The organism is Micromonospora sp. ATLC16 (genome assembly GCF_057196645.1).
The window spans coordinates 1-26,983 of record NZ_JBXUOW010000027.1; the positions used below are offsets into that span (position 1 = coordinate 1).

A 26,983-nucleotide genomic window follows, 5' to 3' on the forward strand; every position below is an offset into this window, starting at 1 on the left:
AGAGCCCAAAAACAACACCCACACCGAGAGCCCGGCGCCCGCCCCCCGCCCCCCCCCCCCCGCTTCCGACAGGTGGTGTCGGGACGGCCGCCGCTAGATCTGATCTAGCGGCGGCCGTCCGCCGTCTCGCGCCTGTGAGGTGAGCCGACCACTCCCGGCGGCCAGCGTCGTTGTAGCTGGCGGGCGGCCACGGAACGGAGCGTGCTGTCGTACCCGTGGGGTGTGGTGGGTCGTCGGGCCGCGGTGGCCCGGCTCACACGCGTGACGAACGGAAGGAAACGTCGCAATCATGAGTAGACGCAGCACCGGCCTCGCCATCGAGGCCGAGGGGCTGACCCGATCCTTCGGTGAGACCCGCGCGCTCGCGGGCATCGACCTCCAGGTTCCGGCCGGTGCCGTGTACGGACTGCTCGGTCCGAACGGGGCCGGCAAGACGACAGCGGTACGCGTGCTGGCCACCCTGTTGCGCCCGGACGGCGGGCAGGCCCGGGTGTTCGGTCACGACGTGGTCGCCGAGGCCGACGCGGTACGCGCCCGGGTCAGCCTGACCGGCCAGTACGCCTCGGTGGACGAGGACCTGACCGGCACGGAGAATCTCATCCTGCTGGGCCGGCTGCTCGGCCTGTCCAAGTCCGCCGCCCGGCAACGGGCGGAGCAGCTACTGACCGCGTTCGGGTTGACCGAGGCGGCCGGACGGCAGGTGAAGAAGTACTCGGGCGGCATGCGGCGACGCATCGACATCGCGGCGAGCATCCTCAACACCCCCGACCTGCTGTTCCTCGACGAGCCGACGACCGGGTTGGATCCGCGCAGCCGCAACCAGGTGTGGGAGATCATCCGGGCGGTCGTCGCGCACGGCACCACCGTGCTGCTGACCACGCAGTACCTGGACGAGGCCGACAAGCTGGCCAGCCGGATCGCGGTGGTCGACCACGGCCGGGTGATCGCGGAGGGCACCCCGGGCGAGTTGAAGTCGTCGGTCGGCTCCGGCACGGTCCACCTGCGGCTGCGTAAGGCCGACCAGCGACCCGAGGCCGAACGGCTGTTGCAGGCGACGCTGAGCGTGCCGGTCCAGTTGGAGGCCGACCCGGTGGCGATCACCGCCCGGGTGGGTGGCGACGGCAGCGAACTGGACGCCAGCGCGCAGGCCGCCCGGGCACTGGGCGAGCTGTCCCGGGCCGGGATCGTGGTCGACGACTTCTCTCTCGGCCAGCCCAGCCTGGACGAGGTTTTCCTGGCCCTGACCGACCACCCCGCCGGGGCAGCCACCGACGAACGGGACGACGAACTGGAGGCAGCCCGATGAGCAGCGACACCGCCACCTCGACCGGCCGCGCGCCGACGGTCTTCGTACCCTCCTCCGAGGCGCTCGCGACGGTCCTCGCACCGGGCGCGCGACCGCCCCGGCCGAGCCCGCTGTCGGCGTCGCTCACCTTCAGCTGGCGCGCCCTGCTGAAGATCAAGCACGTGCCGGAGCAGCTCTTCGACGTGACCGCTTTCCCGATCATCATGGTGCTGATGTTCACGTACCTGTTCGGTGGCGCGCTCGCCGACAGTCCTCGTGACTACCTGCAGTTCTTCCTGCCGGGCATCATGGTGACGAGCGTCGTGATGATCACCATGTACACCGGCGTCGGGTTGAACACCGACATCGAGAAGGGCGTCTTCGACCGGTTCCGGACGCTGCCGGTCTGGCGGCCCGCCGCGCTGGTCGGCATGATCGTCGGCGACGTGCTGCGCTACGTCCTCGCCGCGTTGGTGATCCTCACCGTCGGGTTGGTGCTCGGCTTCCGCCCCGGCGGTGGCGTGCTCGGCGTCCTCGCCGGGATCGGCCTGCTGGTGGTCTTCTCCTTCGCGTTCTCCTGGGTGTGGACGTTCTTCGGCCTGATCCTGCGCAGCGAGAAGTCGGTGATGGGGGTCAGCATGATGGTGCTGTTCCCGCTGACCTTCCTGAGCAACGTCTTCGTCGACCCGTCCACCATGCCCGGCTGGCTCCAGGCGTTCGTCAAGGCCAACCCGATCACGCACCTGGTCTCGTCGGTACGCGCGGCCATGGCCGGCTCGACGGACGCCTCGGCCATGATGTGGATCGTGCTCTGGAGCGCCGCCTTCATCGTCGTCTTCGGCACCCTAACCATGTACCGCTACAACCGCCGCTAGCCCACCCACCCCACCCACCCCACCCCCCGCATGACCCCGTTGATCATGAGGTTAGCGGCACTCATAGAGATCGAATACGCCGCTAACCTCATGATCAACTTGTCGGACAGGTGGGGTGGGGTGGGGTTAGAGGTGCCAGGGGAGGGGGGTGGGTGGGAGGTAGCGGCAGGCGGCGCCGGTGGAGATCGTGGCTCGCAGGTGGGTGGCGAGGGGTGGGTGCCGTTCGTCGAGACGCCGCAGGGTGTCGCGGATGCGGGCGGTGACCGTCTTGCGGGCCCGTTCCGCTTCGTCACCGAGCCGACGAGTACGACCGGCCAACCCGGCGGCAGCCTTCAACTGGTCGATCAACGCCTGCCGCTCATTGCCCAACGCCGCAACCCTGCGCTCGTCACCGCGCCCGGCCGCCAGGTCGATCTCGTCGTCGAGCCGTGCCAGGTGGCGCCGGTAGCGGTTCTTCGCCTCGTCGTCGAGCACCTGATCGCCGCCCATCCGGCGGGCAGCGACAAGTTCCAGCCCGGCAGCCGGGTCGAGCAGTTCGACCGCGGGCACGTCGCCCCCCGGGCGGCCGAGCAAGAGTCGCAGGTCGTGCAGCCCCTTGGCATCGGGTAGATGAACCGTGCCGCCGTCGAAGGTGAGCCGCCAGACGGCTCCGTCGGGCCGGAACTCGTACGCCGGCCCCAGCGCACCACCGTTGCCGGCCGTCCCGACCGGCACCGACCCCATTGCCGACTCGCCCGACCGCCCCCCGGCTGCGGCCGTCCACGCCGGGCCAGCCGCCAACCCCGCCGCGGTGACTGCCACCGCCCCGTCGGCCACCACTGAGCCAGCCGACGCTGTGCCCGCCGACGCTGTGCCCGCCGACGCCCCGCCGACCGTGGCCCAGCCGGCCGTCGCGGAGCCAGCCGACGCTGTGCCCGCCGTCGCGGAGCCGGCCGACGCGGAGCCGGCCGTCGCGGAGCCGGATGCTGGAAGCGTCTCGGCGTACCGTTCGGGTTGCTCGACGGCTGGCAAGGCCGAGGCGGCGGCGAGTCGGGCCGGGATCTGCGGCATGTCGAGTTCGCGGGCCTCGCGCTCGGTCTCGACGCGCAGCGCGGCGGCGCTCGTGGCGTCTCCCGGGCCACCACGGGCGTGCAAGGCGTCGGCGAGTGCGGCCCGGGCGATCAGCGACCAGGGGCGGGCACCCATCCGGTCAGCGGCGGCGCGGGCGGCGGAGAAACCGGCGACGGCGTCGTCCCAGCGCTGCTCGACGACGTCGACCACGGCGAGCCAGTGATCGACCGGGCCGCTGACGTCGCAGCCGTACAGCGAGACGAGCCACTGGCCCCGGTACGGCAGCAGCGCCGCACGGATCTCGGCGCAGCGACTCGGGTCGCCGACCGTGGCCTGCGCGCGCAACCGCAACCACAGCGGCGAGATCGACCCGGTGATCCGGGTACCCGCGGCTTCGAATTCCGCGCTGAGGTCGGCCGCCGTGCGGTGGTCACCGCGTTCGGCGGCGGTGATCGCCCGCAGCAGGCCGAGCTGCGGATGATCAGCCTTGGCTAGCCGGTCGAGCAACGCGTCGGCTTCGTCGAGTCGGCCCCGCAACAGCAGCAATGCCCAGCGCAGGTGGTGTCCGAGAAAGGCATGGTCGGCGTGCTCCCAGTCGTCCAGCTCACCGAGTTCGGCGTAGCACGTCTCCGCACCGGCGAAGTCGCCGCGGAAGGCGCCGATGATGCCGCCGTCGATCGCTGCCGCCATCTGGTGCCGGGGCTTGCCGGTCTGTCGTCCGCCGGTGACGAAGGCGGTGAGTTCGTCGAGATAGCGCGGATCGCCGAGTTCCAGCAACGCCACCCAGCGCAGGGAGGTGGACCACAGCTCGGTTTCCCGGTCGCCGCTGCGACGCGCGACCTCGCGGATCTCACCGGTGAGGGCGGCCCGGTCGGCGGCGGTGCCCAACCCCCAGGTGGAGTCGTGTCGCGCCCAGAGGCTGAAGGTGAGCGCCTCGTCGTCGCGCGTCGACCGGGCGAGCGTCTCGGTGGCGGTGATCAGGTCTGCTTCGAGGACGGCCGGCCCGGCGCTGTCGTCGGGTTCGCCGATCAGCCGCCGGTACGCCTCCCGCAGCAGCGCCTCGCCGTCGATGCCGGGTATCGGCTCGAGCTGCCAGTGGCGGCGTACGTTGAGCGCGAAGCGGGCCAGCGTCGCCTGGTCGTCAACCGTCAGGGCCAGCGCCGTGGCGTCGCTGAGCAGTTGGCGAGCCTCCTCGCGGGCACCGCAGTGGAAGAGCTGGTCGGTCAACGCCGTCATGATCTTTACCCGCTGGAGGTCGTCCCGGGCGACCTCCAGCGCCCGCCGGAGGTGCACGGTGGACTCCTCCAGCGCCAGCCGGCACCGGGCGTCCCGCGCCGCCTCGAGCAGCAGCTCGGTGACGCGGAACGCCTCCAGATGCGGTCCGGCCAGCCATGCGTGGCGGGCCACGTCGGCCGGGATCAGCAGCTGGTTCAGCGTGTCGTGCGCCTCGACGGCCCGCACCACGGCGGCGTGCCGTGCGGCACGGTCGTCCTCGGTCAGCGCCTCGTAGAGCGTCTCGCGGACCAGGTCGTGCACGAAGGCGTAGCGGCCGTCGCCCAGCCCGAACAGCAGGCGCGCGGTGACCGCGACCTCCAGCAGCTCACCGACCCGGCCCGGCGGCAGGCCGACACCGGCCGCGAGGACCTCGCCGTGGAACTCCCGCCCCAGCACGGCGGCGACGGTGAGCGCGTCGGCCACCATGGCGGGCAGGTGGTCCAGCCGCCGCACCACCACCTCCCGTACGCCGGGAGGAATAGCCGGCAGCCCGCCGTCGGCGTGCCAGAGCCGGGCGGTCTGTTCCACGAAGAAGGGGTTTCCGCCGGTGCGTCGGTGCACGTCGTCGACGCAGTTCGCATCGGGCACCCGGCCGGCGGTGCGGGTCATCAGCTCGCCGACCTCGTCCCGGGCCAGGCCGGTGAGGCTGATCGTGGTGGCCTTGGCCACAAGTGACATCAGCAGCGGCCGAAGTGGATGGTCGGCGGCCTCCACCTCGGCGTCACGGTACGTGCCGACGAGCAGCAGCCGCTCGAACCAGGTGTGCTGAGCGGCGAACCGCAGCAGCCGCACCGACGCCGCGTCGGCCCAGTGCAGGTCGTCGAGGATCACCATGACCGGCCGGCGCTGCGAGACGGCGACCAGCGCGGTGGTGACCGCGTCGTAGAGGGCGAAGGCCTCCTGCTCCGCCGCATCGCCCCCGTCGACGACGCTTGCCGGTATCAGGGGGGCCGCCTCGGCGTGCGCGATGTCCGGCACCGGGGAACTCGTCGCGGCGCGAGCGGTGCCCGGAGCGAGGGAACTCGCCTCACCAAGCAGCAGGGCGAGCGCCGGCTCGGCGGATTCCCTGGCGAGCGCCCAGTCCTCCGGCGACCGGCGCAGCCGGCGCAACACCTGCGCCCAGGGCCAGTATCCCGGGGCGCTCGCCGAATCCCAGCAGGCGCCACCAAGCACCAGTGCGCCCCGTCGACGGGCCTCGTCGGCGGCGGCGGTCACCAGGGTCGTCTTGCCGATGCCGGGCTCCCCGGCGACCAGCACCAACCCACCGTGGCTGGCGGCGGCCCGGTCGACCTCGGCCCGCAACAGACCGGCCGGATGATCCCGCCCGATCAGAAATCCGCCCGCCTGCACACCCATGGCAACCGACGGTAGCCGACCGGACCGACACGCCGGGGGCGTCGCGGCTCAGCGGGCGTCGGCAACAAAGGTGGACTGCGTGAATCCGTTCATCCTGCAGGTCGTCGCCGCTGGTCAATCCGGTGGCTGGGGCACCGCGGCGAGGTGGGCGAGGATGGCCTGGTTGGCCTCCCAGCCGTCGGGGAACCGGACCGGCACGTCCAGTTGCGGCGCCTCCGTCGAGGGATGGGCGTCCAGCAGTTCGCCGATGCCGGCCCGGGCCACCACCAGGCATGCCTGCCGGTGCCGTGAGGTGAGCACGCAGAGACGCCCCGATTCCAGGTGGAAGGCGGTCGCGTCGCGCCGGCCGGAGAGCGGATGCAGCACGATCGTCACGTCGTACTCCCGGCCCTGGAGGCGGTTGGCGGTGTCGACGGTGACGTCCGCACCGGCCTCGCCGAGCCGCGCACGGATGGCGGCGACCTGGTCACGGTGGGCGGCGCCGACGGCGATCCGGTCCGCGGTGACCGGCGCGCCACCGGGCACCTGCTCGCAGACCGCGACCGCCCCGCGCCGCAGCACCCGCAGCGCGAGCGCGGCGCACGCGGCGGCGGCCTCCCCGTCGGTACGCAGGGTGTGCCGGGCCGGCAGCTCGTACAGCGCCCAGCCGGTGGCGGCGGCCGACTCCACCATCCGGTCGACGGCGTCGCCCGACCCGGGCTCGGTGAGGTGCAGGGACCGATCGTCCGGGCCGGTGCCGGCGCGGAACCCGGTGAACGGGTAGAACGCGCGGGAGACGACCGGGGCCGCCGAGGCCGGCAGCCGCCAGGAGACCGGCAGCCGGTGCACCGGCAGGTGCGGGTTGTGCCGCAGCAGCACCGCCACCGCCGACTGCATCGGATCCCAGGTCAACCCCGCCCACCGGCCGCTTTCCACGGTGGAGAACGGGTCGAGCTGCCCCGGATCACCCACGAACAGGGCCCGCTCGAACCTGCCGGCGACGCGCAGCAGGGCGTCCGAGCGCATCTGGTACGCCTCATCCACGATCGCCCACGGCCAGCAGCCCTCGGTGACCGTCGCCCACTTGGCGGCCGTACCGATGACCACGGCCGAGGCGGCCAGGTCGCCAACCTTCGCGGCGACCCGGACCTGCGGGTGCGCCCGCACCCGGGGCGACGCCCGGTAGTCGCCCGCGGAGATTCGCCCGACGCGCACCTGCGGCGCCTTCGTGGCGAGCCGGTCGATCAGGTCATCGACCTGCTCATTCGTCTGCGCAATGATCATCAATGGCGCACCGGTACCCGCCAGCTCGATGGCAGCCCTCACCACCAGGGTCGACTTGCCGGCCCCTGGCGGCGAGTCGACCACCACGCCCCGATGCTCGCCCGACCGCAGGTCGGCCAGCACCTCGGTGATGACCCGCTCGGCCGCTACCGTCGGCGGCACCGCCAGCTCCGGCGTCGGCCCGATCTCCCCCACCGGCCGCACCCTACCGCCAGTTGCCCGATCCTGCGCTCGGCCCCACCCGCCCGGCACGGACACGGGCTGCGGCATGTCGGGGTCTCCGACAGCCCGGAAGCCCCGACATGCCGCAAGCTGCGGACCAAGCTGCGGGCCGGGAACGCCGAAGCGGAGCCGACCCCGGGCGGGCCGGCTCCGCCGAGACGGGTGGAGCGGTCAGTGGACGATGACCGGGACCTTCGGCTGGTCGCCCGGCTGATCTCCGGGCTGGTCGTCGAGCAGGTGGGACCGTTCCCGCCGCCTGGGCAGGAACGCGGCCGGGATGAACGTCGCCGCCACCAGGGCGAACGCCACCCAGAAGGTGGTGGCGAAGGAGTTGGCGGCGAAGTCCAGCCCGCGCTCGATGAGTGACGGGTCGGGCAGCTGCTGCGCCAGCTCCGGCCGCTGCTGGGCGGCGATGGCCAGGCCGGCCTCGGTGATCGGGTTGCCGTTCTCGTCGGTGAGGCCGGGGACCTGCCGGGAGCCGTTCAACTCGTTGGTGAGGATCACCGACATCACCGCGGCGCCGACGGAGCCGCCGATCTGCTGGAGGATGTTCACCAGCGTGGTACCTCGGGCCACCTCGTGGCCGGTAAGCGTCTTCAGCGCCGACGTCATCACCGGCATCATCGTGCCGCCCATGCCCAGGCCCATCACGAACAGCGAGCCGCAGAGCAGCACGTAGGAGGTGTCCGCGTCGAGCTGGGTGAAGGTGAAGAACCCGGCGAGGATGAGCAGCAGCGCGAACGGCACCGTCCGGCCGACCGGCACCTTGTCGGCGAGCATGCCGGCGATCGGCATGGTGACCATGGCACCGATGCCCTGCGGAGCCATCAGCAGGCCGGCGTGCAGCGTCGACTCACCGCGTACCTGGAGGAAGTAGCTCGGGAACAGCAGGCCGGCACCCATGAAGGCGATGATGAAGACGAACATGGTCAGTGCCGCGATGGTCAGCCTGCGATTGCGGAACAGCCGCAGGTCTAGCAGCGGGTGCTGAGGCTTGAACGAATAGAGGACGAACGCCACCACCAGTGCGGCACCGATCAGCATCGGACCCCACACCTCGGCGTCGGCGAAGGTGCCGGCCTCGGGCAGCGTGGAGACGCCGTACAGGAAGAGCGCCAGGCCCGGCGAGAGCATCAGCATGCCGACGAAGTCGAACGACTCGGAGGGCTGCGGGCTGTCCTTCGGGAGAGCCAGCTGGGCGTACACCAGCGCGACGATGCCGATCGGCAGGTTGATCAGGAAGATCCAGTGCCAGCTCGCCACGTCGATCAGCCAGCCGCCCAGGATCGGGCCGCCGATCGGCCCGAGCAGCATCGGGATGCCGAGCACCGCCATCAGCCGGCCGATCCGGTTCGGCCCGGCCGCCCGCGTCATGATCGCCATGCCGATCGGCATGAGCATGCCGCCGCCGAGACCCTGCAGGACCCGGTACGTGATCAACTCGCCGATCGTGTCGGCGGTGGCGCACAGGCCCGACCCGATGGTGAACAGCGCCAGGGCCATCATGTAGAGACGTTTGGTGCCGAACCGGTCCGCGGCCCACCCGCTGAGCGGAATGACCGTGGCCAGCGCGAGCGTGTAGCCGGTCATAGTCCAGGCGACCCGGGCGTACGAGGTGTCGAACTCACTCTGGAACGTCGGCAGGGCGACGCTCACCACCGTCACGTCGAGGATCGACATGAGCGCACCGAGCACGACGACGCCGGCCACCTTGAGTACCGCGGCGTCGAGCTTGTCCGAAGTTGGGACAGGCTGCGGTGCCGCGACGGATTGCTGTGTCACGAGGTCTCCTGTTGTCGGAACTGACCGGGAGGACGAGCGGTGGTGGCCGACGTGGCGCCCACAGGCCGGCGCGACGGCGGTGGTGAAGCCCGCACGGCACAGTAGCCCCCGTCGACGACACTTCGCCGCCCGTTTAGCGACCAGCAGAGCTTTCTGTGAGCACGGCCACGGTGGCTCTGCGCCGCCAGGCGTGACCGGACGGGAAACGGGTAGCCGCGGCACAGCGGTCAGGGCCGGGCAAAGGGTGGGAGAGGTGGTGCCAGCGTGGCGAAGTACCTGGTCACAGCGATCTACACGGTTCCGGGAATGGCCGGGCTGACCAAGGAGGGCGGCACGGCACGGGCCGAGGTGATCAAGGCGCTGATCGAGAACGCCGGCGGGCAGGTGGAGGCGGTGTACTACGCGTTCGGCCAGTTCGACCTGTATCTGTTCTGCGAGCTGCCGGACAACATGACCGCCGCGGCACTCGGCATCGCCGTACGGGCGGCAGGCGGCGTCGACGCCCGAATCGTGCCGCTGCTCACCACGGCGGAGATCGACGCCGCCGTCCGGCTGCCCATCACCTACCAACCGCCGGCCGCGTGACCCGGAGCAGCATCCCTAACCATTGATAAGGATGCATGCCCCTCTCTAGCATTGGCACTATGCGTGCTCGTCGGGTCACTCTCGTCGCCCTCCTCGGCATTCTGCTCGGGCTCTCCGGTACCGCTGTCGCCCACGCGGCGGACGATCCGGTGCTGACCACTCCCGGCGCACCGGTCGTGGTGGCCAACGAGCCACACCTGCTCACCCTGACCTGGGCACCGTCGACCTGGATCGGCGAGCCGGGCGGGACGCCGATCCGGCACGAGGTCCGGGCCTGGCTCGGTCCCAACGTGTACCGCAGCCTCGGCACCACCACCGGCACCGACCTCACCCTCACCGATCTCGCGCCGGGCACCCCGTATCGGCTCACCGTCTGGGCGTACGCCGACACCGGATACTCCCTCGACTCCCCCGTGACCCCGGTGCGCACCGCCTACGGGAAGGCGCGGGTCAGCTACCGCAACCTGAGCTGGTCACCGACGGACAGCCAGATCCGGCACGTCCTCCAGATCGTCAACACGGGCACCGCCCCGCTCGACCTGGTGGACGTGCGGATCCGTTACCACGTGACGTTCGAGGGCGGGAACGCCTCGCTGACCACCAACTGCGACTGGGCGGCGATCGGCTGCGCCAACGTGCAACGCCACATCCAGTTCTTCCCACCACCCCTGCCGCCGGGCCCGCCGGCCGCGCCAGCCTCGCCGCCGCCTCCTCCGCCGCCGACACCGACGCCCACCCCGACGGTCGTCCCGCCGCCCGGCACCCCGTTCCCCGGCTGGATCGAACTGACCTTCACCGGCGGGCAACTGGCCCCCGGTGCGTCGACCGGCCCCATCTACCTCCGCCACCACCGGCCGAACTGGTCCGCGATCGACGAACGCGACGACCCCAGCTGGCAGCAGGCCACCGGCGAGTGGGCCGACAACAGCCGGATCACCCTCGACGTCAACGACATCCGCGAGTACGGCGACACGTACGCCTGAGCCTGGCTACCTTGTCAGCGCTTGCTCCACGAGGCTGAACCGGATCCGCTCCTGCTCCAACCGCAGGGCGGGTGCGTGACGGTCGGCGATCAGACCGCGGTACACCTGCGACTCGTCGGGCGTCAGGTGGGCCGGCTCCACCGCGACCGGAGTGGCCTCCCGGCCGTGCAGCCAGGCCAGCGGTGCCAGGGCACGCACCGCGTAGCCGCCGCCGAAGACCGCGACCGTGTCGGGGACCGGCGGAAGCGCGAGGTATGTGGTCTCGTTCTCCACGACGAGCACCCGTGCGACGTCGAGCGGGCAGGCGGGGTGGTCTCCAGTTCGGCGGCGTACTCGGCCAGCCGGGCGTCGAAGTCCGCCAGCCACTGCGCGTCGACGAACGCCTTGATGATGCGCCGCACCTCGTACGTGGCCTCGGTGTCGTCGATGCGGCGCAGGAAGCCCAGCTCCACGGCCTTGTTGAGGTGGCTGTCGATCTGGTCGATCAGCCGCGCCTCGCTGGTCGAGGTTGGCAGGAACACCGCGCACAGGTCCACCATCTGCTGCCGGGTCAGCACCAGCCGGGTGTCGGCGTCGCTGGCGTCGAATTCGGCGAGCTTCTTGCATCAGCAACGCCAGCAGCAGACGGCGACGTGGTCGCGGACCTGCGCCTGCAACTGCGTCAGGTGATGCCACGGCACCGGATGCGTGTCGCGGTAGCCGGCACCCTTCCCACCCCGCCCCGTCACCCTTCACCGAAGTGAATCTTGGACCCGGAACGCCCTTCCGGGGGCAGAAGCTGCCCAAGATTGCTGCTGGATCGGGGTGGGTACGGCCTCAGCACTCGCGATCATCCATGCTCCGCTGACAGCGCCAGCTCAGCGGTTGGCAACAATCGGTTCGAGGACGAAGACGGGGATCTGGCGGTCGGTCTTGCGCTGGTAGTCGGCATAGTCCGGGTACGCCTCGACCGCCCGACGCCACCAGAGGGCCTTCTCGTCGCCAAACACCTCACGGGTCCGGTACTCGCCGGTCTCCGTCCCGTCCTGAAGCTCGATGACCGGCTCGGCGACCAGGGCGTCGTACCATTGCGGGTTCTTGGGCGCGCCTCCCATCGAGGCGACGGCCGCATAGTGCCCATCGTGCTCGACCCGCATCACCGGCGTCTTGCGTAGCTTGCCGGTCTTGGCACCCCGGTAGGTCATCAGCACGACTGGCCGGCCGGCGATCGTGACGCCGCCGGTCGTGCCGGTACGCACGATCCGCTCGACCTGCTCGCGGACCCACTCCAAGGCGCTCGGCTCGTAATCACCTGTCAGTCCCATGCCCCCAACGTACGCGACCTCTACGGACGCCGCGCGGGGCGCAATCGCCGACCGTCAAGGCTAATCGCTCCGCGTTGACCTTGCAGTCCCCTGCCCCGACAAGAAGCCCAACTCGGAAGCGGAAAGTCGTGCTCGGCACCAAGAATTTGACGACGCGTAGAGCAGGTCATGGCCGACCGCGCCCGATCGGTCAGTCACTAGCGTGAATGCCCGGGTGTCGCCGCGTTCGCCCAGTTTGACAAGGTTCAGATTGGCATCCACAGACGGAGTGTTGCGTAGTCCTTGACGCTGGGCCCGGCGTCGTCGTCAACTGGCAGCAGCCGATCACGGCCGAACCACGAGGAAAGCTGTTCCCACGGGTGGATTCGGGGGTTCCATGCCGATGGATACCTTTGTCGATCGAGAGCACGAGTTCGAGATCGCGATGGGCGAGGTTCGATCAGCGTGCGCGGGACGTGGACGCTTCCTAGTCATCGACGGGCCGCCAGGCATCGGCAAGAGCGCACTGCTCGCGAAGCTCGCAGAATCCGGGGGGACGCCAACCTTCTTGTCCGTGCGCTGCCACGCGCAGGTCGGCCAGCTCGCCGCCTACGGACCTCTTGTCGATCTGGCCTGGCTAATCGAAGAGACAACTCCCCGACACCGGCGCCTCCTTCGCCGCTCAGGCGAGGGAATCAGGTCCCGCTGGCCCGAGTTGCTGACCATGGTCCCTGGCGTTGGTGAGGCTCTGAAGATGGTCGCCGAGACCCTGTCCGGGCCGGTACCGGGAGCACCGTTGGTGGACCACCACACGGCGGCACGTTCAATGGCGGAAGCAACGCTGGCCTTGCTGCGAGTGAAGCATCCGGCGGTTGTGATGATCGACGACGTCCATCGCATCGACGGAAGCTCGTGCGCGGCACTCTCATACCTCGCACACGCCGTGCGGGACAAGCCAGTCCTATTCATTCTCGCTCTACGTCACGGCGAAACAACTGACAATTCCGCTGCACAACAATTGATCGACGATCTACAGTTGCAAGATACCACCCGTCAGATTCGGCTCGGCGGCCTACCGACCAACGCCATCGGGCATCTCGGTCGCCTGCTCGTAGGCTCGACTTCAGCACAGGATATCCAGCGGCTCAGTGATCAGACTGGCGGACACCCTCTCCTCTTGCACTACTATCTCGCAAGGGGCAAACCGCTGACCGCGTTACCCGATGTCGGCAGGGTCGGCGAGGAGGTTGATTCTCCGAAAAGAAACGATAATTTAGCCCTCCTCACTCGCGTTCGACTGGTGATTCAGGCCCGGCTACGAAGACTTTCTGAGGAAGACCTACGTTTGATGTCCATCGCGGCGGTACAAGGCCGATCGTTTCACAGCAGTGTTGTAGCACACATCGCGGGACAGGACCATGACGCTGTGGCGCATCGATTACATCGACTCGCAGCCGAGACAGGCATGCTCTACCCTCTACCCGCCGACGGCTGGGACGACGCATTAGACGCCGATCGTTACGCTTTTGAACACGATCTGCTTCAGGAAACCCTCTACCGAGATCAAACCGAACGACAGCGCCGAGAGCGACACCGCAAAATTGGGCGCATCCTGCTACAGCATTCGGCCAATTTTGCTAACCTTACCCTGGAGCACGCCCTGGACCTCATCCGGCATCATCGATTAGGCCGCGACTGGTTATCGGCAGCGAAGGTGGCGCACGATACCGCCTGCCGACTCGCCGCGACTGGCGCGTCCGCCCGTGAGGTCACTGCAATAGCTGACCAAGGCCTGCGGGATGTGAGGCGGGCAGCACAGAATCCCGACGCCGATCGATTGCGCGCACAGTTGATCGAGCTGCTGTTGACTGCGAGTGAGTTGAGCTGGCGCACCCACCCGGAAGCGGACGGCACCGTTCGTCTAGAGGCTTTGTCAACCGAGGCGCTCGATGCAGCCCGCACCGCCAACGACAAGGCTCTAGCGGTTCGGGTCAGATATTTGCATGGCAAAGTCCTTCTTTATACCCGTGGGGTTCCTGCGGCAATCGGCCCCTTGAAGGATGCGTGGGATTCTGCACTGGACAGCGGCGACAAGGAGAGCATTCTTCTAGCAGGATGCGAGTACGGACGGCAATTGCCGAAGGTAGACGTCGAGGCTGGCCTCGACGTCCTCCACCGGACCGAGGAGGCTGCCGGCAAGCTATCGGAAAGTCTCGACGACCCAGTACTTGAACGCGCTCGGCACATGGCCGCTCTGCAGCTGGGAGTAAGCCTTTTCGATGCGGGACAATTAGGGCCAGCCCTTGCCCGACTCCGTTCTGCTGTGCCTGCCGTACGCCGAATGCCTGCGCTCGGGATTCTACCGATCGGTCTGAATTACCTGGCGCAGGTGGAGAGCGCGGTCGGCAATTTTTCGCCAGCAAGCGATCTCCTTGAAGAGGCGATTGCAATTCATGATGGCGAACCGGACGGCTGGCACGCCGTGAACCTCGCCTATCTCGGGAGCCGACGAGTCTTGGATCTGCACGACGCCGCCGGGTTGACACTCCTGAAGGAAGCGCGGGACGAGGCCGAGGCAACCTGGCAAGCGAACCTCGCTCCGCTTGTCGCAAACCTCTATGCGGCAAGCCTTATCGCTCTCGCGAGCACTGGCACCTCAAGGATGGACGAGGCGCTGAGCGTGCTCAATCAGACGCTGTCCGAGACTCGGCGGACTGGCATGCGGCGCAGTGAGATAGCGGCGTTGTCGCTGCTCGGCCAATGGCACCTCATGGAGGGCCTGCTACCACAGGCGATGGCATTCAGCGAGTTAGCCGTTGATCACGTGCGGGATGCTGGCTGGAAAATCCCTGCACTTTGCGTCGAGGAGGTATTATTCAGGCACAGCAGAATTCTCTCAGCACTGGGCGACGCACGGGCGGCCAGGGAGATCATGAGGCGTGCCGCCATTGAGGTGCACCGCAAGGCAGACAGTTTCGAAGGCGCGGCACGCGCCCGCTTTCTTGCCAAGGTCCCGTTAAATAGAGCCATCCTGTCCTCCATCGACAACGAAAAGGGATAGAGAAACAGTTGAGAAATCTCCACAACGCATGAGATTAATCGGGGCGACACGGGCAAAGGCGGCTAGTCGGGCGGCAGACGACAGGAGCGGAAGCGCTACGAGCGAGGCGGCCGTCGACTGGCAGCAGCGTCATATCTGGTGCACCTTGAAGTTTGCGAGCAGCGCCACGGCGCTGTAGTGCCGGACGAACTACATGCCCGCTCCGGCAGAGCGGATCGGGCCGAGGCGGGCGGTCCGGCGGATCTTGACGATCCGGGTGGTCGGACCCCTTCCACGCAGGAGGTGTGCCGGCGTCCTCTGTGCTCAGCAGGGCGAACGCCCCTGACCGACCATGCTCTGCCGTAGCTCCAGCCAACGGCCGTGTACGCCTTCAGCGCCTCTTATAGCTGGTTGGATTTCACAAGAGGTGGTCAATCGACTGATTCTTGCTGATCGGTGTCGGTAGAGGGTTGCCTGATCGGGGGCGACGTGCACAGGATACGGGGACGCTCGATCAGCGTGCGTAGATCCACCGGTGCCTGGGCGATCCTGGGCCGGGTGGTCTTCCACCTATGAGGAGGTTTCGTGGCACGACGCCGCTTCGCGGGGATAGCAGCCAGCGCCATCGTCCTACCGTTACTCGTCATCGCTCAGCCGGCTCCGGCCTCGGCCACTCCGGAGACCGCGACCGTGAAGCCGGTGCCGGCGCCCGTCACCGGGCTCGCCAGCGATGTCCGGGAGCTGACCCGCAAGGACTTCACCTTCAACGGGCAGCGTCTGGAAGCGCCGAACCAGTATCAGCCGCGTACCGAGGCCCGGTCGAAGGCTGCGGCAGCCGACACGCCGGCGGTCGGCACGGTGCGGCAGTGGCTCGCGCTGGACGACTACCAGGGCGTCATCTACCTGAAGGACTACACGCTGCGCGGCGTGGGCGACAACATCGAGGTGTGGGTCGCCAACGACACGGAGTTCCCGGAGGGTGACTGCCGCCGGCAGATTCCGAACTCCACGGTGGTCACCGACGAGCAGGTCGCGGGCCTGGTCAACGAGTTCGACACCAACATGTACCCGAAGTCGACGGCCGCGTTCAGCACCCCGCCGGACCGCGACGGCAGCAACGCGCAGATCGACGGGGACTTCACCGGTGCCGGCAACCGGACGGTCACCCTCGTCGACAACGTACGCGACGACAACTTCTACGACTTCCCGGCCGCCCCCAGCTACATCGCCGGGTTCCACTTCTCGCTCTTCAACGAGTTGCTCGACCGCAACATCATGACTGTCGACGCGTTCGACTGGGCGCACCGCACCGGCGCGAACCCGCCGAACGAGCCGACCGACGACCTGTGCACCAGCCGGCCGGCCCGCCCACAGCTGTACGAGGGCACGTTCATCCACGAATGGCAGCACCTGGCGCACTACTACACCGACCCGTTCGAGACGACCTGGCTGAACGAGGGTCTCTCCGACTTCGCGCAGACCCTCGCCGGGTATGTCGACGCCACGGCCCGGGTCGACGAGCCCGGCACGGACAGCCACATCTACTGCTTCCAGGGATTCGGCACCGTCCAGACGGACTACAACACGAATCCACGCGACTGCGGTGGCCCGGAGAACTCGATAAACCTGTGGAACGAGGGCAGCACGTCGAGTGGCGTGCTGGCCGACTACGGCAACGTCTACTCGTTCGTGCTGTTCCTCTACGACCGCTACGGCCTGGACTTCATCTCGCGGCTGCACCGCGACGGTGAGCGCCAGGGCTTCGCCAGCCTTGAGGCGGCGCTGAAGGCCGAGGGCGTCAAGGACATTTACAAGGTGATCCACGACTACCAGACGATGAACCTGGTGGACCGGATCGTCGGGAACTCCAAGCGGGGCATCATGCTCGGGGTGGACAAGCGCCGGGTCACCACGGCCAGCCTCGATGCCACCGTGAACCTGGCCAACCCCGCCTCGTACGCGGCTGATGGCGCAGCACCCAACGGCGCCGACTACGTCACCCTGCAGAAGGCCAACGGTAAGCCGCTGGGTCGGGGCGACCTGCGTTCGATCAAGTTCCAGGGCGCGAAGACGCTGCCGTCGGTCCCGCTGGCCTGGCAGATCGTCAGCGACGACCCGGATCGCAGCGGCAACCCGGTACTGTGGTCCGGCAACGGCAACAGCCTGGACGTCGCCGCGGTCACCCCGGTGACCGTGCCGGCCGCCGATCCGACGCTGACCTTCCTGGCGAAGTACGGCGCCGAGGCCGGCTACGACTACGGCTACGTCAGCGTCTCCACCGACGGCGGCGAGAGCTACACCGTCATCCCCGGTGAGGAGACCGTCGCCGGTCCGCTCGGCCCGGCGCTGAACGGCACCACCGACGGCTTCCAGCCGCACTCGTTCGACCTGTCCGCGTACGCCGGTCAGGACGTGCTGGTCAGCTTCCGGTACGTCAGCGACGGCGGTGTCAACGAGGGCGGTCTGCTGATCGACGACATCGCGGTCGGCGGCACGCTGGTCAGCGACGGTTCGAGCCTGGAGCCGTTCGACTCGCCGTCGGAGATCAACCCGACGCCGGTGGCGAACTGGAACGTCCGCTTCGTCGGCATCAACGAGAAGCTGAAGCTGGCCTACCAGGTGGAGGCCGACGGCAAGTCCACCTTCACCCTAGGTCTGATCCAGACGGCGCTGCTGTCCGCCTTCCCGAAGGTGGTCGCCATCGTCGCCTACGACGAGCCGACCGAGCAGGTCACGCGGTACGCCCCGTACACCCTCACGGTGAACAACGTGGCGCAGCCCGGCGGCGCTCCGCTGAGCTGACCTGAGCAGGGACTCCCGGTGCCGCCCGGCGCGGCACCGGGAGTTCTCTGTCTCATCCGGCGAGGCGGCCGGATCCGGCGACGCGGCCCGGCGGCGGTCGATGGTCCAGTTGGCCGTCATCGGCACCGCGTCGAGTTCGAGCGCCACGGCGATCACCGAGGCCGACCGGGTCGATCACGTGGTGGCGATGTTCCGCGGCAGGGCTGGCAGGGCCGGAAGGTCGATCAGCTGATGACCGCCGCCGCCCGAGCCGGCGCCAAGGTCACCCAACCGGCACGCGAAACGTCCTACGGGAAGACGCCGAGCCGGCGCAGCCGCGAACGGTGCAGCCGCAGCTACCGCACGCGGGCGGGGCGGGCGAGGGTCAGCAGCATCAGCAGCGAGGCGGCGGCTGCGGCGCTGAGCACCACCGCCATCGGGAGCGCGCTGCCCTCTCCGCCGAGCCCGACAAGTGGGGCGGCGCTGGCGGCGACCACGGCCTGGATGCCGCCGAGCAGCGCTGCGGCGGTGCCGGCGTGGGCGGCGTGCCGGTCCAGGGCGAGGGCGGTCCCGTTGGGCATCACCAGGCCGAGCGAGCCGAGGAAGACGAAGAGTGCGGCGACGACCAGGGGAAGGTTGTCCAGCAGCGCCCCGGTGAGCACGGCGAGGGCGGCGAGCAGACCGAGGCCGAGGCCACTGACCAGCAGTGGGCGTGGCTCGTGGCGGTCGAGCAGGCGGGCGTTGAGCTGGCCGACGGCGACGAAGGCTAGCGCGTTGCCGCCGAAGACCAGGCTGAACGTGCCGGCGGAGAGACCGAAGACGTCCTGGAGGACGAACGACGACCCGGACAGGTAGGCGAAGAGTCCGGCGAAGGCGAGGCCCTGGGTCAGCGCGTACCCGAGATAGACGCGGTCGGTGAGCAGCGTGCGCCCGGCGGCGGCGGTCGCGGCCAGGCCACCGGTGCTGCGTCGCGTGGCGGGCAGGGTCTCCGGCAGCCGCAGCGCGACGGCGGTGGCGAGAAGGGCACCGACCAGGGCCAGGGCGACGAAGATGGTACGCCAGTCGCCGACGTTGAGCACCAGGCTGCCGAGGGTGGGAGCGACCATCGGCGCGATGCCGAAGATCAGGACGAGTCGGGAGAAGTACTTCGCGGCGGCCCGGCCGGAGTACAGGTCACGCACGACGGCACGGGCGACGACCGTGCCCATGCCACCGGCGAAGCCCTGCGCGAAGCGGGCCCCCGCGAGCGTCTCCGCCGACGGCGCGAGGGCGCAGACCAGCGACAACAGGGCGTACGCGGCGACGCCGACAAGTACCGGGCGGCGCCGGCCCCAGCGGTCGCTGAGCGGACCGGTGACGAGTTGACCCAGCGCCATGCCGATCAGGCAGGTGGTCAGGGAGAGCTGGATCTGCGCCTGACTGGCCGCCAGGTCGCGGGTCATCCCGGGAAACGCCGGCAGGTAGGTGTCCAGCGACAGCGGACCGATCGCGGTGAGCGAGCCGAGCAGCACCAGTAGTGCGAGCGCGGCGCGGCCGGTGGGTGGGGTGATCCGCTCCGGCGGGCGTACGGGCACGTCGGTCTGCGGCATCGGTTCCCCTCGGCGGTCGGCGCCACCAGGGCATGGCCGACTGCCGGGGGCGTTCGACTACGGTAGCTCTGCCTACAGAGGTGTTGCAGCGTGAAGGGGCGGCACTGTGACCGACGAGACCCTCGACCAACTCGGCGACGCGCTCAGTGACCTGCACCGGGTACTCCGCCGTCGGGCCATCCAGCGGACGGGACGTGCCGCCCTGCCGGACGCGCAGGTCGAGGTGCTGCGGCTGGTGCAGCGTCAGCCCGGAATCAGCGTCCGGGAGGCCGCCGAGCGACTGGGCACCGCCGCGAACACGGTGAGCACCCTGGTCGGCGAGCTGACCACCGCCGGTCTGCTGCGCCGGGACCGGGATCCGACCGACCGGCGTACCGTCCGGTTGACGTTGACCGACGTGGCGTACCAGCGCATCGCCGCCTACGGGCGGTACCGCCGCGAGTTGCTCGCCGCCGCCCTGACCGACCTCGACGCGACCGACCGGGAACGGCTACGCGCCGCCGCGCCCGCCCTGTCCCGCCTGGCCGACCGCGCCGCGGAGCTGCCCTGACCGCCGTTCCCCGGGCGGTGAGGGGCGACGCAGCTGCAAAGCCCGATCAGCGCCTCGCTCTGATCACCTCGTACAGGGCGGTCCAGTCCTGGTCGCCGTGTCCAGCGGCGACCGCCCGCTGGTAGTGCGAGCTGACCGCCTTCGGCAGCTCGGCGTCGACGCCGACCGCTTCGCTGGTCCGCAGGATGTGTTCGGCCGTGGCACCCATCATCCGTGCCGTGCCCAGGTCGCCCGGGTGCTCGCCGGCCTCCAGTGCGCGCGCCAGCCCCAGCCCGTCGCCGATCATCGCCGGGATGCCGGTCAGGGAGGTCAGCGCGCCTACCGGGAGGTCCCGCCCAAAGTGCCCCCCGTCGCCCGACGGCCAGATCCGCACACCACCCAGCAACTTCGGGGAAACTGCGCCCTCACCCCGCCACCACCCAGCAACTTCGGGGATCGTGCGGCCTCGCCCCGCCACCACCCAGGCAACTTCGGGGATAGTGCGGCCTCGCCTGGCGCTTTTCGACGTTACGGCGGGTGGGCGCGCGGGCGGGTGTCAGGTCGTGACGGTGCGGCGGACGCCGCCGTGCAGACCGCAGGCCCGGGGGCTGCCGCCGGCCAGGCTGACCTTGCCGTTCTCGCACTGCACCAGGTAGCCGCGCCCCTCCCAGAACCCGGGTACGCAGTCGAAGTGGTCGCACACCTCGCGGGCCGGTTCACGGACCCGCTTCCCGCCGCAGAAGTCGTACCCCATCGGGTTCTTGGGGGCGCCGCAGCGCCGCTCGGGCTTCGGGCTGGCCTTGGCTGAGCCGGTGTCGCGCGGTGCCGGCGCTGAGCCGGTGGCGCGCGATGCGGTCGAGGAACCGGTCGGTGCCGGCACCCCGGGGGCGGCCACCGCGGTTTCGGTGCTGGTCGGATCGGACGGGCCGGAGTTGGCCAGGGCCACCGGCACCATCACGGCCAGCGCGGCGGCGACCACGGCGGTCCGCCGACCGCCGGGGATCAGAGTCAACAGCCGGGCCTGCCCAGGGGTGGCGATGCCCGGGCGGGACGGGCGCAGCCGGGCGTGCTCGTCGAGCAACTCGTCGAGCTGGTCGATGACCGCCTGACGCTGCTCGATGGCGTCAGCGAAGGCCAGGGTCAGCACGAACCGGAACTCGGCCGCCACGTCCGGGCGCAGCAGCACGCCGGAGGTCCGCCGCCGGTCCAGCACCTGGATCAGGGTGACCGACGCGTGCGGGTCGTGCGACAGACCAGTCATCCGGCCGTACGCCCAGTCGCGTCGGCCCCGTCCACCGAGCAGCACCAGCCGGCGGTTGGTGATCACTGCCATGCCGGCGTCGGTGACCCGGACCCCGTCGGGCAGGCGCCGACGCAGCCGGCCGGCCTGCGCGCCAACGGTCAGGTCAGGGGCGGGCAGTACGGCGTTGTGCCGCATCTCCACCAGTTGGGCGGCCGGCACCACCCGGAATACCACCTCGTCGGGGGCCAGTTCCAGCGGGAGGCCGTCGCCGGCCGTGGCCGAGCCCTGGCACTGCTCCGCGAGCGCACGCAGCCGACGCAGGTCGTCGTCGCGTCGCCGCCAGGTCCCCTCGGCGCTGCGGAACAGCCGCAGCCGGCGCTCGTTCTGCCGGCGCGCCCACCGGTACCGCCATGTCGAACCCGTCGAATCAGTCCTCGCCACGCCGAACTCCTTCGCCGCGCATGCCACCAACCGCAGGCCACCAGATGGGGTGTCACAGTGTTAACGGTTGCGAGCACCGGCATGGACACGGCCAGAAGTGGTCGAATTACCCGATCGGTGGAGCAATACGGACGATATGGCGGTTTACCCGTCGCCATACGCCTTCCCCTCCGGCAGACTGTGACGATACCGGCCACCGGTACGCCAATCAGTCGTACGGGTGACGAGAGGGCTGCCGCCCGCTGGCGGCAGCACGTGATGGCGAATCTGGTGGCGAGGTGCTGGCGATACCGGAACTGGCGGTCGTGCCGGTGGATTCCTGCCGGCGGTGGCGGTGACGAGCGGCATCGGCGGCGGCAACGAATCCGATCTCACCGCGCTGGTGCGGGCCGCGCAGGACGGCGACGAGGATGCGTTCCGCCTGCTGTATCGGCAGGTGCAGCCCGGCCTGTTGCGCTATCTGCGGGGCCTGGTGGGTGGCGATGCCGAGGACGTGGCCTCGGAGGCGTGGTTGCAGATCACCCGCGACCTGCGGCGATTCCGCGAGGAAGGGACTGGGTTCCGGGCCTGGACCGCCGGGATAGCCCGACACCGGGCGCTGGATCACCTACGCCGCCAGGGACGGCGACCGTCGCCGACCTTGCCTGCCGACGCACTGGTCGACCTGCCCGCCGACCAGGACACCGCCGACCCGGCCGTTCAGGCCGCCGCGACCCGCGCAGCCATTGACTTGATCGCCACGCTGCCAAGTGACCAGGCCGAGGCGATCCTGCTACGGGTGGTGGTCGGACTCGACGCCCGGGCCGCCGCCCAGGTGCTGGGCAAGCGTCCTGGCGCGGTGCGTACCGCCGCCTGGCGGGGAGTACGCCGGCTGGCCGCGCGTCTCGACCCGCCGACCGCCCGGGACGGCGCTATCGCATCTGAACAGGGACTACGCCCACCCAAACCCCACGAGCGTCGACTCGCGGCGGGTGAGTGACGCAAATGATCCGGGACGACGCCAGGGAAGACGAAATGAGCAAACCGTCACCTCGACGAATGGACAGGGAGACCGCAGAGCGGCTGTTGGACGCCGACCCGGTCGCCCTGAGCCAGGCCGGTCCACTCGCCGCGTCACTACGTGCGGCGAGAGGACCGGCACGACACGACGAGATGGCTGGAGAGCATCTGGCGGTGGCCGCTTTCCGGGCTGCCGCCGATCTCGCCCCCGAACCTCGATCACGGAGAGAGTCAATGCTCCAGATCACGCTGGGGAAACTGCTCACCGTCAAAGCCGCAGCCGTCGTCGTCGCCACCGGGCTCGGCGGCGTGGCGCTGGCCGCCGGTACCGGTACGCTGCCCAACCCACTACTCGGCCCGACCACGCCCCCGGCTACCCACGCCCCGGTGGCCCCGAGCGCCACCCCGTCGCACCCGGTCGGGCCAGCTGACCGAGCCGGTGCGATCGACAATCCCTCCCCCCCGCTGGTCGGCCTGTGCCGGGCCTATGCGGCCGGCGCAGCCAAGAACCCGGGCAAGGCGCCGGAGAACCCAGCCTTCGCCGAACTGGTCGAGGCGGCCGGCGGTGCCGGACAGGTCGACGAATACTGCGCGGACGCCGTATCGGAGGATCCCGCCCACCCCACGGGCGCGCCGAGCGGTGCCGGCCAGCCGACCACCCGGCCCACCCCCGCCAAGCGCGGACACACACCGACGAGCCGGCCCGACACGCCTTCCACCAAGCGGCCCGGTGGCGCCCCGACCGTGACCGTCCCCGGTGCGCCTACCGGGAACGTTCCGGCCGCGACGCCCCGCACCCCCGGCCGCTGACCGCGGGGCCGGGCGGGTTCTCCCCGATCCGCCCGGCCCCGCGCCCGCTTCGACAGACGATCAGGGTGACTCGATCGTGTTGATCAGGAACTTCTGGACTTCGGCCTCGACGATTGCCACCTGCTGCTCCGGTTCGGGGCCGGCGCCGCGGAAGTCGAGCATCTGCTCCTCGGACTCCCACCGCTCGTAGACGTTGATCCGCCCCGGCTCGATCAGGTCCGGACTCATGGCGAAGTCGAGGCAACCGGGCGCCTCGCGGGCCTGACGGACGATCTCGGCGCAGGTGGCCAGGTAGGCGTCCTGCCCAGCCGGGTCGACTTGTAGCGTGCCGGCGACGATCAGCAAGGCAACCTCCGAAGATCGGGAGAGCGGACGCCAGTCATACTCTCCCGATCCGCCATCGTCCGCACGCCCGATCAGGCTCGGGTGATCGCGTTGGCGTGGATCGCCTCGGCCAGGTACTCCGTCAGCCCGGGAGCCTTCGCCTCGTAGTGCGCGGTGAAGCGTTCGTCGGCCAGATACAGATCGGCCAGCCCGGTGTGGATCTCGTACGAGCACTCGTAGAACCACCGACTGATCTGCTGCCGGTGTTCCTCGGCCAACTCCATGGCCGCCGGCCCGTCGGCCGGTGCGCCCGAGGCCATCAACGCGACGATCCGCCGCCCCCAGTCCTCGGTCTCGGCCTTGAACCGTTGCCAGTCCTCCTTGCGGTAGCTCGACGTCCGGCGGTTCGACTCCCGGTACGCCTCGGTGCCGCCCCACCGCCGCTCCGCCTCCTCGGCGTGCGCGTCCGGGTCGAAGTCCCCGAAGACCTCGAACCGCTCCTGCGGGGTCAGTGGGATGTTCATCTTGCTCGCCTCCATCGCGAATTCGATCGCCACGACCATCTCCCGAAGGCGCTTGATCCGCACCGTCAACAGCTCGTGCTGGCGGCGCAGGTGCGCTCCCGGTCCGCTCGCCGGGTCGTCGAGGATCACGGCGATCTCGTCCAACGGGAACCCCAGCTCGCGGTAGTACCGGATCAGCTGCAACCGCTCCAGGTCCGCCTCGGAGTAGCGGCGGTAGCCCGAGCCGCTGCGCCCACTCGGCGTCAGCAGACCGATCTCGTCGTAGTGGTGCAGCGTCCGGACAGTCACGCCGGCGAGCTTCGCCACCTGACCAACCGTGTGCGCCATGGTTCCCCCTTTCCGGAACCACGGTCCCGCCTGCCGCTACGTGAGGGTCAAGTCCGATTCTGCGCCGCCGGGCACACCCGGCGGGTCGGCCTTCACCAGGACGGTACGCAGCTCGGCCAGGCTGGCCGGGCGACCGTAGCGGTAACCCTGCCCCTGCACGCAGCCGATCGCGGCCACGGCCTCGTGCTGCCGCTCGGTCTCCACCCCCTCGGCCACCACAGTCAGGTCGAACGCGTCGGCCAGCCGGGTCACCATCTCGACCGTCGCGTACGCCCGGGTGTCCTCGGGAATCCGGGCCACGAACGACCGGTCGATCTTCAACTCGGTCGCCGGGATCCGGTGCAGGTAGCTCAGCGACGAGTATCCGGTGCCGAAGTCGTCGATGGCGATCCGGATGCCCAACTCACGCAGCTGCCTCAGCCGGTCCAGCACCGCGTCGCTGCCCTCGATCAGCGCCGACTCGGTCAGCTCCAGGGTCAGTGCCCGAGGCGCCAGCCCGGCGCCCGCGGTGGCCTCGGTGACGGTGGCGATCAGGTCGGGGCGGCGCAGGTGCGACGCGGCGATGTTCACCGCGACCGTCGCCGACGGCACCTGGTCCTGCCAGGTGGCCGCTGCCCGGCACGCCTCGTGGATGACCCACCTGTCGATCGGCAGGATCAGTCCGGTCTCCTCGGCCAGCGGCAGGAACCGGGCCGGGCTGAGCACGCCGAGCCGGGGATGCCGCCACCGCACCAACGCCTCCGCGCTGCGCACCGCCCCGGTGGCCAGGTCCACGATCGGTTGGAACTCCAGGTGCAGTTGCTCCTCGTCGACGGCCCGCCGCAGGTCGGCGATCAACTCGGCCCGACTCACGGCGGACTCCCGCAGCCCCTGCGAGCACCGCCGGTAGGCGGACTTGCCGGCCGCCTTCGCCGCGTACATGGCGATGTCCGCGTCGCGCAGCAGGTCGGTGTGGGAGATGTGCTGCGGCCCGTACTCGGCGATGCCGATGCTGGCCGACGGGTGCACCCCGACCAGTTCCTCCCCGGGCGACGGTTGCAGCGCCGCCAACAGCCGCTCGGCGAGTCGTTCCGGTGCCAACGGCCGCCCGTCGGTGACCAGCACCGCGAACTCGTCACCACCGATCCGGGCGATCATGCCGTCGTCACCGACCGCCCGACGCATCCGCCGGGACAGACCGGACAGCAGCGTGTCGCCGGTGGTGTGCCCGAACCGATCGTTCACCTGTTTGAACCCGTCCAGGTCAAGCAGCAGCACGGCGACCCGGTCGGTGCCGCGCAACGCACCACGCAGCCGGCGGGTGAACGCCAGTCGGTTGGGCAGCCCGGTGAGCTGGTCGACGTAGGCGAGCTTGCGTAGCTGCACCACCAGACGCAGGTTCTCGTTGGCCGCCAACCCTTGCCGCAGCGCCAGCATGGCCAGCAACGCCATCATCGCCAGGAAGATCGGCATCGGGGTGTGACCGCTGGCGTCGCGGGCCAGCATGGTCGCCACGATCGCCCCACCCACCGGCAGGTAGGGCAGCACCACCCGCCACCACGGCGGCAACGGCGCCTCGCCGTCCTCCTCGGCGGCACCGTGGTACCGAGGTGGGGGCATCCGGGTGGCCACCACGATCAGCAGGTAGCTGAGCGGCCAGAGCACGTCGACCGGGGTGCCGGGCTGGTAGATACCGGCGGCCACCAGCGACACGTAGACCGTGTCGGCCACCGCCCGTACGGTCAGGCCCACGCCGAGCAGCGCCATCGGCCGCCACACCGGCCGGCCCGGGCCGACCACCGCGACCAGGATGGTCAGCTGCATCAGGTCGAACATCGGGTACAGCAGGCCGGCGGTGCGCAGCGGCTCGTCCAGGTCGGCCTGACTGACGTTGCGGAAGATCAGCAACCAGCCGATCGGGATCAGCGCCAGCCCGACGATCAGCCCGTCGAGCAGGGTCCGGACCCGACCCACAGTGGTACGTGGCGCGGTGACCGAGCAGAACAACGCGGCGGTGCCGGTCAGCAGGCTGGCCACGAAGATCAACCCGATGGGCAGGGTGTGTGGCAGGCTCTCCCCGAGCAGCCGCTCGGACGTCCACAGTGCCCGTCCGACCAGCGACATCGCCATGGTGGCAGCCAACAGCAGCCAGAAGCGGCGCAGCTTCGCCGGGTGGCGGCGGGCCGCCGCGCCGCAGGCCACCGCGGCCCAGCCCGCCACGGTGAGCGCACCCAGATCGCTGACCAGTTCGCCAGCGGGCAGCCCCAGCACCAGCCAGAGCGCCTCGACCGCGACGACGACACCGGCACCGACCAGCCCCACACGGCCGACCCAGTCCGTTGCGGGCGAGCGCGCGGCAGCCCGCTCGACGTCCTTCCGCGACACAGCGATCGCTCCGGCTCTCTCTCGTGCGTACACCCTCGGCGGCGTGGTCCTGC

General features: G+C 69.9%; 20 protein-coding genes and 1 pseudogene. 9 read left to right on the forward strand and 12 right to left on the reverse strand.

The annotated features are described in order from the left end of the window. The first annotated feature begins 289 nt into the window (after positions 1-289). Positions 290-1,306, forward strand: coding sequence for an ATP-binding cassette domain-containing protein (locus AC2CHE_RS13770; protein ID WP_484505286.1), 1,017 nt, complete (start codon positions 290-292; stop codon positions 1,304-1,306). Continuing rightward, positions 1,303-2,160 (forward strand): ABC transporter permease, encoded by an 858-nt coding sequence (locus AC2CHE_RS13775; protein WP_484505287.1) that lies wholly within the window; start codon positions 1,303-1,305, stop codon positions 2,158-2,160. The genes AC2CHE_RS13770 and AC2CHE_RS13775 overlap by 4 nt, the downstream gene beginning before the upstream one ends. A 126-nt stretch (positions 2,161-2,286) precedes the next feature. Here the strand turns inward: AC2CHE_RS13775 and AC2CHE_RS13780 are convergent, their stop codons facing one another. The 3 genes from AC2CHE_RS13780 to AC2CHE_RS13790 form a co-directional block, all read right to left on the reverse strand. Continuing rightward, positions 2,287-5,841, reverse strand: a complete 3,555-nt coding sequence (locus tag AC2CHE_RS13780; protein WP_484505288.1) for an ATP-binding protein — start codon at positions 5,839-5,841, stop codon at positions 2,287-2,289. 114 nt (positions 5,842-5,955) lie between these two features. Continuing rightward, complete coding sequence (locus AC2CHE_RS13785; RefSeq protein ID WP_484505289.1) at positions 5,956-7,299, reverse strand: AAA domain-containing protein; 1,344 nt, start codon at positions 7,297-7,299, stop codon at positions 5,956-5,958. A 198-nt stretch (positions 7,300-7,497) separates the two neighbouring features. Further along, positions 7,498-9,108: a DHA2 family efflux MFS transporter permease subunit gene (locus AC2CHE_RS13790; RefSeq protein WP_484505290.1), complete on the reverse strand. Its 1,611-nt coding sequence runs from the start codon at positions 9,106-9,108 to the stop codon at positions 7,498-7,500. 306 nt (positions 9,109-9,414) lie between these two features. Here AC2CHE_RS13790 and AC2CHE_RS13795 point away from each other — a divergent pair, with 306 nt between their 5' ends. Together AC2CHE_RS13795 and AC2CHE_RS13800 are read left to right on the forward strand one after the other, a co-directional pair. Then, complete coding sequence (locus tag AC2CHE_RS13795) at positions 9,415-9,693, forward strand: GYD domain-containing protein (protein WP_484505339.1); 279 nt, start codon at positions 9,415-9,417, stop codon at positions 9,691-9,693. Between the two features lie 59 nt (positions 9,694-9,752). Continuing rightward, on the forward strand, positions 9,753-10,676 hold the full coding sequence (locus AC2CHE_RS13800) for a cellulose binding domain-containing protein (protein WP_484505291.1): 924 nt from the start codon (positions 9,753-9,755) through the stop codon (positions 10,674-10,676). Positions 10,677-10,682: 6 nt separating this feature from the next. On the opposite strand, the gene AC2CHE_RS13805 is transcribed toward AC2CHE_RS13800, so the two are convergent. The 3 genes and pseudogenes from AC2CHE_RS13805 to AC2CHE_RS13815 all read right to left on the reverse strand — a co-directional run bounded on the left by AC2CHE_RS13805 (position 10,683) and on the right by AC2CHE_RS13815 (position 11,980). After that, entirely contained in the window at positions 10,683-10,949 is a 267-nt protein-coding gene (locus AC2CHE_RS13805) for a Wadjet anti-phage system protein JetD domain-containing protein (protein ID WP_484505292.1), read from the reverse strand. Positions 10,950-11,095: 146 nt separating this feature from the next. Further along, positions 11,096-11,233, reverse strand: a pseudogene (locus AC2CHE_RS13810) (hypothetical protein); the annotation flags it as partial. 300 nt (positions 11,234-11,533) lie between these two features. Continuing rightward, positions 11,534-11,980 carry a nitroreductase family deazaflavin-dependent oxidoreductase gene (locus AC2CHE_RS13815; RefSeq protein WP_484505293.1) on the reverse strand — a complete coding sequence of 149 codons (447 nt, stop codon included), beginning with the start codon at positions 11,978-11,980 and terminating at the stop codon, positions 11,534-11,536. 382 nt (positions 11,981-12,362) lie between these two features. Here AC2CHE_RS13815 and AC2CHE_RS13820 point away from each other — a divergent pair, with 382 nt between their 5' ends. Both AC2CHE_RS13820 and AC2CHE_RS13825 read left to right on the forward strand, forming a co-directional pair. Then, a complete protein-coding gene (locus AC2CHE_RS13820; RefSeq protein ID WP_484505294.1) occupies positions 12,363-15,020 on the forward strand; it encodes an ATP-binding protein in 2,658 nt (885 codons plus the stop codon). 564 nt (positions 15,021-15,584) lie between these two features. Continuing rightward, positions 15,585-17,801 (forward strand): choice-of-anchor J domain-containing protein, encoded by a 2,217-nt coding sequence (locus AC2CHE_RS13825; protein ID WP_484505295.1) that lies wholly within the window; start codon positions 15,585-15,587, stop codon positions 17,799-17,801. A 335-nt stretch (positions 17,802-18,136) separates the two neighbouring features. On the opposite strand, the gene AC2CHE_RS13830 is transcribed toward AC2CHE_RS13825, so the two are convergent. Beyond that, complete coding sequence (locus tag AC2CHE_RS13830) at positions 18,137-19,369, reverse strand: multidrug effflux MFS transporter (RefSeq protein WP_484505296.1); 1,233 nt, start codon at positions 19,367-19,369, stop codon at positions 18,137-18,139. Between the two features lie 106 nt (positions 19,370-19,475). Between AC2CHE_RS13830 and AC2CHE_RS13835 the strand changes: the two genes are divergently transcribed. Next, the gene (locus AC2CHE_RS13835) at positions 19,476-19,919 is read left to right on the forward strand and encodes a MarR family winged helix-turn-helix transcriptional regulator (RefSeq protein WP_484505297.1); all 444 of its coding nucleotides are present in this window, start codon (positions 19,476-19,478) and stop codon (positions 19,917-19,919) included. Between the two features lie 46 nt (positions 19,920-19,965). Here AC2CHE_RS13835 and AC2CHE_RS13840 read toward each other — a convergent pair whose 3' ends face one another. Next, a complete protein-coding gene (locus AC2CHE_RS13840; protein WP_484505298.1) occupies positions 19,966-20,304 on the reverse strand; it encodes an imine reductase family protein in 339 nt (112 codons plus the stop codon). Between the two features lie 150 nt (positions 20,305-20,454). Next, complete coding sequence (locus tag AC2CHE_RS13845; protein ID WP_484505299.1) at positions 20,455-21,582, reverse strand: hypothetical protein; 1,128 nt, start codon at positions 21,580-21,582, stop codon at positions 20,455-20,457. A 328-nt stretch (positions 21,583-21,910) separates the two neighbouring features. Between AC2CHE_RS13845 and AC2CHE_RS13850 the strand changes: the two genes are divergently transcribed. Both AC2CHE_RS13850 and AC2CHE_RS13855 read left to right on the forward strand, forming a co-directional pair. Continuing rightward, positions 21,911-22,561, forward strand: coding sequence for an RNA polymerase sigma factor (locus AC2CHE_RS13850; RefSeq protein ID WP_484505300.1), 651 nt, complete (start codon positions 21,911-21,913; stop codon positions 22,559-22,561). A gap of 59 nt (positions 22,562-22,620) precedes the next feature. Continuing rightward, complete coding sequence (locus tag AC2CHE_RS13855; protein WP_484505301.1) at positions 22,621-23,391, forward strand: hypothetical protein; 771 nt, start codon at positions 22,621-22,623, stop codon at positions 23,389-23,391. Positions 23,392-23,451: 60 nt separating this feature from the next. Here the strand turns inward: AC2CHE_RS13855 and AC2CHE_RS13860 are convergent, their stop codons facing one another. The 3 genes from AC2CHE_RS13860 to AC2CHE_RS13870 all read right to left on the reverse strand — a co-directional run bounded on the left by AC2CHE_RS13860 (position 23,452) and on the right by AC2CHE_RS13870 (position 26,930). After that, positions 23,452-23,736: a putative quinol monooxygenase gene (locus AC2CHE_RS13860; protein ID WP_484505303.1), complete on the reverse strand. Its 285-nt coding sequence runs from the start codon at positions 23,734-23,736 to the stop codon at positions 23,452-23,454. 71 nt (positions 23,737-23,807) lie between these two features. Further along, positions 23,808-24,566, reverse strand: a complete 759-nt coding sequence (locus AC2CHE_RS13865; RefSeq protein ID WP_484505304.1) for a MerR family transcriptional regulator — start codon at positions 24,564-24,566, stop codon at positions 23,808-23,810. Positions 24,567-24,602: 36 nt separating this feature from the next. Next, entirely contained in the window at positions 24,603-26,930 is a 2,328-nt protein-coding gene (locus AC2CHE_RS13870; protein WP_484505305.1) for a putative bifunctional diguanylate cyclase/phosphodiesterase, read from the reverse strand. Positions 26,931-26,983 lie beyond the last annotated feature (53 nt).